The organism is Streptomyces sp. NPDC052496, assembly GCF_040679095.1.
Lineage (GTDB): Bacteria > Actinomycetota > Actinomycetes > Streptomycetales > Streptomycetaceae > Streptomyces.
Map to the genome: position 1 here is coordinate 60,890 of NZ_JBFAUH010000036.1, position 10,222 is coordinate 71,111.

The following is a 10,222-nucleotide window of genomic DNA, read 5'->3' on the forward strand; positions in this document are numbered from 1 at the left end:
TCGGCGGGCGCGGAAATGCCGCGCCGGAGGACCTTCTGCCCATACCCGGAGGAAGCACCGACCTGCCCCGGACGCCGACGGCTGACGGCACACTGGCCACCGGAGCAGTCGATCGTGCGCAGCCCGCAACACGGTGCCGGAAGGCGCGGGAGGCGTCCGCGACAAGGACCAGGCTCTGAAGTAACTCGCCCCCAGGGGCCCGGGGCACAACATGTACACGTCGACACCGCGGACGGAGCACGGCACGCCAGGGCCTCCACTGTGGCGTGCCCGATTCCGGATGGTCGACCTCCTGCACGCCGCACTGCCCGAGTTCCTCGGCAGCCTCGGCGCCGCCCTCACCGTGGCCCTCGGCGCCTGGAGCGCCCGCGCCCTGCGTACCCGTCGGGCCCGCCCGGGCGCGGTCCCGCCCCCGCAGCGCCCCGAGGGGCACGGAGACACGGGAGGCGACCGGCAGTCCGCCTAGCCCTCCGCCGCGGGGCGGAACCGGGAGGCGCAAGTACGAGGCGGACTCCACCGGATCGCCCCCGAGTTCTCCCTGCTCCGACGGCGCACAACGCATCGGCGAGCGTGGGGGCGCAATCGGCCGTTTCCGCCCCCGGCTTCGATTGGATCGCCCTTCGGTTCTGCCTCGGATGACGAACGGGACACCCGACACGGCGCCCGCCGGGAATGATGGCCGAAAGCTGTCAGGGTTTCCCTGACACGCCCTCACTGTCAGGGCTACCCTGACGACATGACCGAGACGACCGCCCCGGCTGCCCCGGGAACCCGTCACCTCTCCCCGCGCGATGAAGCCCGCATCGCCGTTTCCCTCGATGCCCGCCAGATCAGCGAGGGCGCTTGCGACCTAGTCGCCGTCCACCCCGACGCCGCCGACGGCGACCTGCTGCGCCAGGCGCTCACCTTGCATGAGCGCACCGAGCGCCTGGTCCGCCGTGCAGTGATCGCTGAGCGCGAGCGGGGCACCACCTGGGAACAGATCGCCCGCGCCGCCGGAACCACCCGCCAGTCCGCTCACGAACGCTGGTCGGCTCACGTCCAGACCTGGTCTGACATCGGCCGTTCCGCTTCTTCCCCGGGCAAACGCACCTGGGATGCCGTCGAGATTCTCGACCGGTGGTACGCCGCACACCGCCCCGAGCAACCGCACGCGGTCTCGGCCGGCCTGGATGCCGTGCGGCATCCAGGCTCCGCCGAATACGAGGACGCCCAGCGCGTTCGTGGACAGGCGCTGCACACCCGGCGCCAACAGCACCAGGCCCAGGACAAGATCCTGGCCCGGGAGTACGAACGCCTCAAGGACGTAACCGGCCGCAGCGGCCAAACCCAACTCGCCGCCTGCCTGATCGCCTGCGCTGCCAACGAGGAGGCGCTCGCCGAGATCTTCGACGAGTTGGCCGGCGCCGAGCCGTCCCTCGCCGACGAACACCGCATGAGCGCCGACCAGTACCGCACCTATGCCCGGCACAACCGGGACTTCGCCGCGCTCGTCACCGACCGGGCCGAAGAGGCGTAGCACGCGCCGCACCGATCACCCGGCGCCTTATGCGTAGGACACTCGAATCACCGGCCGAAGGAGACAGGCAGTGACAGCACAACCCGAACACTGTGAGGCCGTGCCGCCGATGCGCACGCTCGCCGAACTGCGCAACGCCCTGAGCGTCTGGGGCTTCCCGGGCGATCTCCAGTCCTTCGAGAAGGAGCTGGCGGACACCGATCTGGATGACCTCACCCGAGTCCGCGAGATCACCCAGGCGTACCGGCACCGCGTCGTGCTGCGGTGCGACCCGCAGGCGATGGCGGCCCTGATGCGCAGCACCGAGGACGTCGCCTACGAGCTGGGCCAGAAGATGGCCACCGAGGAGACCGAGCGGTGACCCACGCGTTCTACAGCGACGCCGCAGAGAAAATCTTGCGGAGCGACCTCAGCGTGGGCGAGCGCACGGCCGTCATGTCGGTGCGGGCCTCGCTGGAGGAGGATGCGACCCCCGGGCACGCCCGTGGGCTGCCGGACGCCGACCCCCGCTCGGAGTCCTACGCCATCGATTTGCTTTCCGAGCAGACCGGCGGACGCGGAATCACCGTCGTCTACCGATACAGCCAGGACCTGGACGCCGTGCTGATCCTCTGGCTCATCGCCGGTCCCTGACCCGCCCGCACGACGAGACCCCCGGCAGGCGTAGTGCCGGGGGTCTCGTCGTGCCTGGAGTGTAGAAGCCGTCGCCCGTTCGTCAGCGGCTCGGCGCCGCCGCGAAGACCGTGACGCGGATCACTGCCAGCCCGTGATGTACCAGGCGCCACGAGACGGGGGAAGCAGCGAGGCCGGGAACCTGCCCGGCGCCGAAGAACGGACCCCGTCCATGCAATCTCCGCTCGCCTTCGCCGGGCTCGCCCTCGCCTTCGTCTGCTGCCTGATCGCGTACGGCATCCGCCGGATGCCCGCCCGCGATGTTCGCCCTGCGCTCCGAACCGCCATCCGTGCCCTGACGTTCCTGACCATCGGCTGCCTCGCCCTGTCCGTGGTTGAGCCCGCCGATGTTCCGCATGTCCTGCGAGCTGTCATGTCCAAGCTCTGACCTCTGCGCACCGGCCGGAGTACCCGTCCGCGAATCACGGACGCCGGGTTTTGAGCGTTCTGAGCGGTCCCTACGCGCGCACGCGTAAGGACCGCCGCCCGGCGTCCGGGGCGGGCCACCAGCAGCGCGGCGTCTCGACCGGCAGGCATTCGGGCGACCACTCGGCGCGGCCGCGGCCCACGGCCGGGCGCGGCCGGGCACGGTGGAGCCGGGGCCTCCCGCGGCTCCACCTCCTGGAGAACGGAGAAGAGACGGTGACGACGGTCGCGGACGACACGACGGGCGAGCAGCTCGCCGACAGCCTGCTGCAGGGCGTGGGCAACGAGCAGATGCGGGCGGCCACCAAGTTGTTGGGCCGGCACCGGGACGGGTACTGGCTGCGGCGCTTCCTGAGTGAGTGTTTTTAAGCCTCGGAGGTCAGGTGCACGGGCAGTTGATCTTCATGCGCGATGTGGCCCTTCCTCCTGCAAGCGGTCTGCGGGGTGAGGAGAGTGCGCCCTTGTTGTGCGCCGTTGCACCGGTGAAGGATGAGCTTTCTGCTGGGCGGTGCGGTATTCGCGCTGGTTGTCGTCCGGCAGGCTGGTGGCCTGCCGGACGACAGGTAGTGGTGAAAGCCTTCTTCGTGTCCGCACGGCAGCGGGAATACGCCCGGTTTTGCCGTACCGCCGGTAGGAGACCGGCGGCATAGTAAGGGCCCCTCATAGCGCGTAGCAGCGATCAAGGGAGTGTCGCGTGTCCCTGCCTCCTCAGCAGAGTGTTCCCGATCTGGATGCCGGCGGGCCGGAGAAGACCACCGACTATCCGCCCGACGGACAGCGGTACAACCAACCCACCTCCATTTCCATCCAGGCCCCGCCGCACACCCGCATCACCGGGCTGGACCGGCACGCTACGGGTGCGTTGTCGAACGACGCGCAGATCGCCCCCGACGGCAAGTCCGCCACGGTCAACGACCCGGTCGCCCCATGGGACTACAAGCGGCCCTTCACCGTCCATGTCATCGCCGACAGCGACGCCCCGCTGGCCGGAGGGACGTTCAGCGGGACTTTCACCCTCAACGGGGTGACCCAGCCGCTGACGGTGAACATCGCCCCCGGCATCCAGGGCATCATCGCGGCCAATTTGAAGAACACCAGCCCCGCGGGCGGAGGCGTACGTGTCCTCGCCGTCGACCCGGGCACCAACACCCTGGCCGCCGGACTGCAGGCCGGCGACCTCATCATCGATGTCGCTGGCATCCTCACCCCCACGGTCAACGACCTGGACAACGTCCTGAGCGGCAAACGCTCGGGCGTCACTGTCGCGGTCACCGTCAAGCGCGCCGGCCAGCTCATCACTCTGCAGATCCCGCTCGACCCCGAGTAAGCGCTTGTGCTGAAGCCCGAAGTGCAGGGCAGGAAGTCCCGGCCCGGCCGCGTGAACTGCTGGGCGGCGGCATTCCGCGCTGGTCTCCCGCCGCCCGGCAGGTTCGCAGGCTGCCGGGCGATGCAGGTCAGGCGCTGGGCTGGGGCTTTTTCGTCCAGTCGGTGCGGGGGCCCTTGCTGGTCAGGCGCCGGCCCATCAGCGTGATCAGGGCCCAGGTCAGGTGGGCTTCGCTGACCTGCGGAAGCCGCTCGTAGTCCCTCACGTTGCGCCGGGCCTTCATCACCCAGCCGAAAGTGCGCTCGACGCGCCAGCGCAACGGGAGCACCACGAAACCCTTGGCGCCCTTGGGACGGGAGACGATTTTCAGGGTGAGGCCGAGGAAGTCGTCGGCCCAGCCGACGAGCTGGCCGGCATAGCCGGAGTCGGCCCAGACCTGGGTGATCTGCGGGTGGGTCAGGCGAAGACGCCACAGGACTTCGCGGGCGGCGTCCCGGTCGCTCATGTCGGCGGGCGTGACCATGACCATCATGGGCAGGCCCTTGGTGTCCACCGCCAGGTGTCTCTTGCGGCCGTTGATCGACTTGCCTGCGTCGTAGCCGCGGGTGGCCCGCGAGACGGTGTCGGCGGCCTTGACCGACTGCGAGTCCACGATCAGCGTGACCGGATACGGGCAGCGGCCCAGCGCGGTGCGGATCCGGCGCCGCAGCTGGTCACGGATGTAGGCGAGCGTCCCGTCGCGGTGCCATCTGCGGAAGAAGCCGTAGATCGTCTCCCAGGGCGGGAAGTCCGCGGGCAGCGCGCGCCACTTGCACCCGTTGTCCACGAGGTAGCGGATCGCGTCGACCACCTGGCGTCTGGGCCAACGTTCCGGGCGTCCGCCGGCCTTGGTCTGACAGGCGGGGACCGGCAGCAGCGGCTCCAGCAGAGCCCACTCGGCGATGGTGGTGTCCGACGGATAGCGCCGGCGGCGCACGCTGTGGTGCATGACGGCCCCGCAAGATCGGGACGGCCCCGGGCCGCGAACACCGCTGCCCGGGGCCGGGGACTACTTGGAGAGCTGGTCCAGAGTCGCGCGGACCCCGGTGAGCTGGGCGACGGCGAGCTGGGCCCACTCGTCGTCGGGGAAACGGGCCAGGTGCGGGTCGAGGGTGCCGGTGATCACCCGGATGAGCCGGCCCAGGATCTGGCGGAACATCCGCTTCTCGTACTCGATCCAGTCCGCCGGGTCATCGCTGAACATGTAACCGTCCGCCCTTCGCCAGATGATCGGGGTCAGGTGCTCGGCCGCTCCGACGTCGCGCAGGTGCTGGATCCCCCGGCTGACCTGCGAGGGTCTGAGACGGGTGGCGGCCACCAGCTGCCGCATCTGCAGGCCGGCCGGGCGGGCTTCGATCAGCGCCGCCCGGACCAGGTCGCCGTAGTGCTCGGCGACCGGGCGGGCCTGGCGGGGCACCGGTTACTCGCCTTGGAGCAGCTGGGTCAGCTGCTCGTCCAGGGAGAACTCGCCGGCTTCGACGGCGGCCTCCAGCCAGTCGGCCGCCCCGCGGACCTTGCCGATCGCCCGCCGCACGGTCTCGCGTTCGTCCGCAGAGAACTCCTGGTCGCGCATCCGGGGCACCAGCCGTCCCAGTGCGGCGATGAACGCGTGGCACGATCCGACCAGGTCCAGGTATTCCGCGGTGTGCTCGATGGCGCGGGCCGCGGGCGTGCGCTGGCGGATCCGCTGTCGGGTCTCCTCGGAGTTGTCGAACTGCGCGCGGTTGACCAGCATCCGCGTGGTGTGCCTGTTGACCGGACTACCAAGCGACACGCCGGGGCTTGGGGTGAGCTGATCTGTGTCTGGCCGGTAGACCTCATGCAGTCCGATCGGAGGAGTGGAGACTGCATGGGGACCTGCGGGGTCAGCGAGGCGGCACGGGATCTTGCGGGGATCCGGTTGCCTCAGTGGGGACGAGTGGCTCCTGTTGAGGGCGTCGTGCCGTGGTTGGTGCTGGACCCGGAGGGTGGGCCGGTGGAGCCGATCCGGCGGTACCTGTACGACTTCTCGGCCAGGAACCGGCCCGGTTCGGTCCGTAGCTACGCCTACGGCCTGCTGAGATGGTGGCGGTGGCTGCGGGCCGTCGGCGTCCAGTGGGACAAGGCGAGTCCTGCGGAAGTCAGGGACCTGGTCTTGTGGCTCAGGGCGGCGGAGAAGCCGAGGAACTCTCCCCGCAGGACCTCGGCGGCCACGGCCGGCAAGTTCAACCCGATCACCCGCAAGCGCAACCTCGGCGATGGCTACGAACCCCGGACGGTCCGTCACAGCAACTCCGTCGTCCGCAGCTTCTACGAGTTCTGGATCGAGATCGGGGAAGGTCCGCTGCTCAACCCGGTCCCGCTCGACCGCAGAGGTCGGCGCCCGCACGCACACCACAACCCCCTCGAACCGTTCCGGGCCGAGGGCAAGATCCGCTACAACCCGAAAGTGCCCAGGTCCAGGCCGCGGGAGATCCCGGACGAGCACTGGAAAGATCTGTTCGGCGCCATGCGCTCGAACCGTGACCGGGCGATCCTGGCGCTGGACATCAGCTGCGCCGCCCGCGCGAGCGAGATCCTCGGGATCTGCGGTGTCGACGTGGACTGGGGCGACCAGCTCGTACGCGTACGCCGCAAGGGCAACGACGCCGAACAGTGGCTGCCGGCCAGCCCCGAGTCCTTCGTCTGGCTGAGGCTCTACCTGGCCGAACTCGGCCCGCTGGACCTGAACGATCCGGTCTGGTGGACCCTGCGGCGCCGTGACCACGGCGACGGGCTGCGGCGTCATCCGATGAACTACGACGCCCTGCGGGCGGTGCTGCGTCGGGCGAACAAGCTGCTCGGAACCAACTACACGATGCACGACCTTCGGCACACGGCTGCCCTTCGCATGAGCCGCGACGAGAGCCTTTCCCTGCGGGACGTGCAGACCATCCTCGGTCACGCCCACCTGAGCACCACCGCTGACATCTACCTCATCGAGGACGAGGCCCAGGTGATCCGCCGCGTCGCCGAGCACCTGGCCGAGCGCGAAGACCGCGCGCGTCAGCCACTGCCTCCAGTCGCCGTCGGTTACGAGGCCGCAGACCTGGCCGTGCTCTTCGGGGGGCTGCCGCGGTGACCACGACCATCCACCCGCCGACGGACCCGGATTCACTAGGCCCGCTGGCCACTGAAGGGGCAGAGCCCGCTGGCGAGTGCGGACCGTTCGACGGCTTGTCGTTGAGCGAGGTCCTGGGCCTGCTGCCGTCCCTGGCCACCTTCCCTCCCACGACCAGCAAGCGAAGCCGGAGCAAGCGGGCGGACCGGGTACGGGGAACGACTCGGATCCTCGACTGGCTCTCCTCCTTCCCCGGCAAGGGGTGGCAGGAGCGCTGGGTCATCTCCGGTGCTGACAGCGACGTGGACTGGATTGACCTGGTCACAGCCGGATACGGCCGCGCCGAGGCGACCCGGCGGGCGGTGACCACGGACGGTTTGGGCTGCTTGCTGCTGGCCAGGGTGGTGCGGCCGAGCTACGAGTTCCTTCAGTGCTACCGGACCTCGGGGCTCCACCGCCAGGCCAAGCAGGAGTTCGGGGCCGAGGTGTTCGCCCGGGTCCACCAGGCCGGCCTGGCCCGCGGAATGATTCCCAGCCAGCTGGGCACCGCAGAGAACTGCCTGGTGAAGGTGGTCCTGCGGACCGGACGTGATCTCGCTCAGCTCACCGGTGAGGACCTGATCGGCTACCACGAGTGGAACAGGCGAGCTTCGGCCAAGGCGCCCATGGGGGTCCACGCCGCCTGGGACCTGCTCCGGGACGCGGGGGTCCTGGAGGAGGAGCTGTCGTTGCGTCGCACGCTGGCCCGCGGTCCGCTGTCGACGGTCGGCCTTGTCGACCGTTACGGAGTCCGGCATGGACCGGTCCGGGATGTTCTCGTGCGCTACCTCGACGAGCGCCGCCCCAGCCTGGACTACAGCTCGCTGTCCGGACTGGCCAGTCAGCTGGTGGGCGCCTTCTGGGCCGACATCGAGAAGCACCATCCGGATGTCACCAGCCTGCACCTCGCGCCGGAAGTCGCCGAGGCGTGGAAGCAACGGGTCAAGACGATCACCCGCGAAGGGAAGGCGCCCGTCCCCCGCGAAGGATGGCCGAGCGTCCTTGCCAGTGTCCGCGCGTTCTACCTTGACATCGCCGAGTGGGCCCTGGAGGAGCCCATTTGGGCTGCGTGGGCGGTGCCCAGCCCGGTCCGCCGATCCGACACCGGCGGCTTCACCAAGGTGAAGAAGAAGGCCCGGGCCAAGATGCACCAGCGCGTCCGCGAGCGGCTGCCCCGCCTTCCTGAACTGGTCGAGACCACCGAGCACCACCACGCGCTCCAGCAGAAGCTGCTGGCCGCGGCCGAGGCGGCAGCGGTCGGTGAGACCTTCGTCCACGACGGACGCCACTACCTACGCATCGACCGCACGGACCACCGGAGCAAGAGGCGGTTGCACTACCGGCCCACCATCGTGCTCGCCCAGGACATCGCCACCGGCGAGCAACTCGACCTCACCCGCGCAGAGGACGAGGCGTTCTGGGCCTGGGCCGTCATCGAGACGCTCCGCCACACCGGGATCCGCCTCGAAGAGCTCCTGGAGCTCACCCATATGGCTCTGGTGTCCTACCGGCTCCCCGACACGGGCGAGATCGTTCCGCTCCTGCAGATCGTCCCTTCAAAGAGCAACGAGGAGAGGCTCCTCCTGGTCAGTCCCGAGCTGGCCAGCGTCCTGGCGACCGTCATCAGCCGCCTGCGCGCGGACAACGACGGCGCCGTCCCGCTCGTCGCCCGCTACGACCCCCACGAGTTGGTCACCGGCCCGGTGCTGCCGCACCTGTTCCAGCGCCGGTTCGGTTGGAGGCGCGACGTCATCACCACCAACATGGTCTACCAGTTGCTCAACGACACCCTCGCCCGGGCGGCGCTGACCGACCACGCCGGCCAGCCCCTGCGCTACACGCCCCACGACTTCCGAAGAATCTTCGCGACCGAAGCCGTGGCCGGCGGCCTCCCCGTCCACATCGCCGCCCGTCTCCTCGGCCACGCCTCGGTCACCACCACGGAGGCATACCTCGCCGTGTTCCAGGAAGACCTGATCCGCTCCTACCGGTCCTTCCTCGACAGGCGACGCGCTGTCCGCCCCGCCGAGGAATACCGCGACCCTACCGACGACGAGTGGCGCGAGTTCCAGCAGCACTTCCATACCCGCAAGCTGGAGCTGGGCGACTGCGCGCGGCCCTACGGAACCCCTTGCCAGCACGAGCATTCCTGCATCAGATGTCCGATGCTCCAGGTCTCGCCCCGCCAGCGGGCGCGACTCGTCGAGATCATCCGCAACCTCGGCGACCGCATCGCCGAGGCCCGCATGAACGGCTGGCTCGGCGAGGTCCAGGGCCTCCAAGTCAGCCAGACCAAGGCCAAGGAGAAGCTGACCAGCCTCGACCGGAGCATCACACGCACCCAGCAGGGCGCCGGCCCCGTCCAGCTCGGCATGCCCGTCATCATCAAGTAGCCGGCAACCCTCAGGAAGCGAGAAGAACAAGATCGTAGTTCGGAAAAGTGTCGCGCATCGTCTTGCGGGCCACCGCCGGACGCTGCAGCAGCTCGCCGGCCACCTGGGTTGCGACTTCCTCGTCGCGGGTCAGTTCGTGCACCGCGCGGGCCCGGCTGGTCGGGCTGACCTTGGTGATGGTCTCCGGGCGCCGCAGCAGGTTCTCGGCCGCCCGCGCGGCGACCTCTTCGTCGCGCGTTAGCTCGGCGACCACCTGGACCTTCTCCGCCACCGTCTCGGGCCGCTCGGCCCGCTGGCCGACCCGTCGCTTGGCCGCATCATGCGTCCACCGGTGCGTGGCGGACCGCTGGTGGTACGGAGGATCGTCGATCGCCTTCCACCGTTCCGTCTCGTCGCTGATCGAGGCCAGGATGCGGTGGATACCGAAGGACACCGTCTCCTCCCGGCGCCGGTCCTTGGGCCAGCGCGAGGCGATCCACCGCCAGTCCTCGACCGTGGAGACGGCCACCCCGATGTCCTCGGCGAACCGGCCCAGCGACCCCGCGACCGTGAACAGCTCGTCGGTGGCCTTGGGCGCGGACCCGCCCACCGGCCGCATCGGTTCAATTTCCAGGGCCGCGTCGCCCACCGCGAACTGCGCGCGGGCGACCAGCGCGACATTCTGGCGGGACTCGGCGACGAGGTGCTCGTAACGTTCCCGCGTGACGTTCCCGATCCGCTCCGACACGAGG

13 protein-coding genes are annotated in these 10,222 nt (G+C 69.6%); 9 read left to right on the forward strand and 4 right to left on the reverse strand.

Annotation, left to right across the window (positions count from 1 at the left end):
* Positions 1 to 280 precede the first annotated feature (280 nt).
* From AB0L45_RS34920 to AB0L45_RS34950, 7 genes are all read left to right on the forward strand, one after another.
* Positions 281 to 466, forward strand: coding sequence for a hypothetical protein (locus tag AB0L45_RS34920; RefSeq protein WP_365847320.1), 186 nt, complete (start codon positions 281 to 283; stop codon positions 464 to 466).
* A gap of 270 nt (positions 467 to 736) precedes the next feature.
* Positions 737 to 1,519, forward strand: a complete 783-nt coding sequence (locus AB0L45_RS34925; RefSeq protein WP_365847322.1) for a hypothetical protein — start codon at positions 737 to 739, stop codon at positions 1,517 to 1,519.
* A gap of 70 nt (positions 1,520 to 1,589) precedes the next feature.
* Entirely contained in the window at positions 1,590 to 1,880 is a 291-nt protein-coding gene (locus AB0L45_RS34930) for a hypothetical protein (RefSeq protein ID WP_365847324.1), read from the forward strand.
* Positions 1,877 to 2,152, forward strand: coding sequence for a hypothetical protein (locus tag AB0L45_RS34935; protein ID WP_365847326.1), 276 nt, complete (start codon positions 1,877 to 1,879; stop codon positions 2,150 to 2,152). Before AB0L45_RS34930 ends, AB0L45_RS34935 begins: the two co-directional genes overlap by 4 nt.
* Before the next feature lie 211 nt (positions 2,153 to 2,363).
* Entirely contained in the window at positions 2,364 to 2,579 is a 216-nt protein-coding gene (locus AB0L45_RS34940; RefSeq protein WP_365847328.1) for a hypothetical protein, read from the forward strand.
* Positions 2,580 to 2,629: 50 nt separating this feature from the next.
* Complete coding sequence (locus tag AB0L45_RS34945) at positions 2,630 to 2,986, forward strand: hypothetical protein (protein ID WP_365847330.1); 357 nt, start codon at positions 2,630 to 2,632, stop codon at positions 2,984 to 2,986.
* 325 nt (positions 2,987 to 3,311) lie between these two features.
* Complete coding sequence (locus AB0L45_RS34950) at positions 3,312 to 3,944, forward strand: PDZ domain-containing protein (RefSeq protein WP_365847332.1); 633 nt, start codon at positions 3,312 to 3,314, stop codon at positions 3,942 to 3,944.
* A gap of 127 nt (positions 3,945 to 4,071) precedes the next feature.
* On the opposite strand, the gene AB0L45_RS34955 is transcribed toward AB0L45_RS34950, so the two are convergent.
* The 3 genes from AB0L45_RS34955 to AB0L45_RS34965 all read right to left on the reverse strand — a co-directional run bounded on the left by AB0L45_RS34955 (position 4,072) and on the right by AB0L45_RS34965 (position 5,754).
* Entirely contained in the window at positions 4,072 to 4,917 is an 846-nt protein-coding gene (locus tag AB0L45_RS34955; protein ID WP_365847344.1) for an IS5 family transposase, read from the reverse strand.
* A 72-nt stretch (positions 4,918 to 4,989) separates the two neighbouring features.
* Positions 4,990 to 5,397 carry a hypothetical protein gene (locus AB0L45_RS34960; protein ID WP_365847334.1) on the reverse strand — a complete coding sequence of 136 codons (408 nt, stop codon included), beginning with the start codon at positions 5,395 to 5,397 and terminating at the stop codon, positions 4,990 to 4,992.
* Between the two features lie 3 nt (positions 5,398 to 5,400).
* A complete protein-coding gene (locus tag AB0L45_RS34965) occupies positions 5,401 to 5,754 on the reverse strand; it encodes a DUF6192 family protein (RefSeq protein WP_365847336.1) in 354 nt (117 codons plus the stop codon).
* 165 nt (positions 5,755 to 5,919) lie between these two features.
* On the opposite strand from AB0L45_RS34965, the gene AB0L45_RS34970 reads away from it, so the two are divergent.
* Positions 5,920 to 7,080, forward strand: coding sequence for a tyrosine-type recombinase/integrase (locus AB0L45_RS34970; protein WP_365847338.1), 1,161 nt, complete (start codon positions 5,920 to 5,922; stop codon positions 7,078 to 7,080).
* Positions 7,081 to 7,175: 95 nt separating this feature from the next.
* A complete protein-coding gene (locus tag AB0L45_RS34975; protein ID WP_365847340.1) occupies positions 7,176 to 9,491 on the forward strand; it encodes a site-specific integrase in 2,316 nt (771 codons plus the stop codon).
* A 10-nt stretch (positions 9,492 to 9,501) separates the two neighbouring features.
* Here the strand turns inward: AB0L45_RS34975 and AB0L45_RS34980 are convergent.
* On the reverse strand, positions 9,502 to 10,222 hold a 721-nt coding region (locus AB0L45_RS34980), incomplete at its 5' end, for a DUF6192 family protein (protein WP_365847342.1).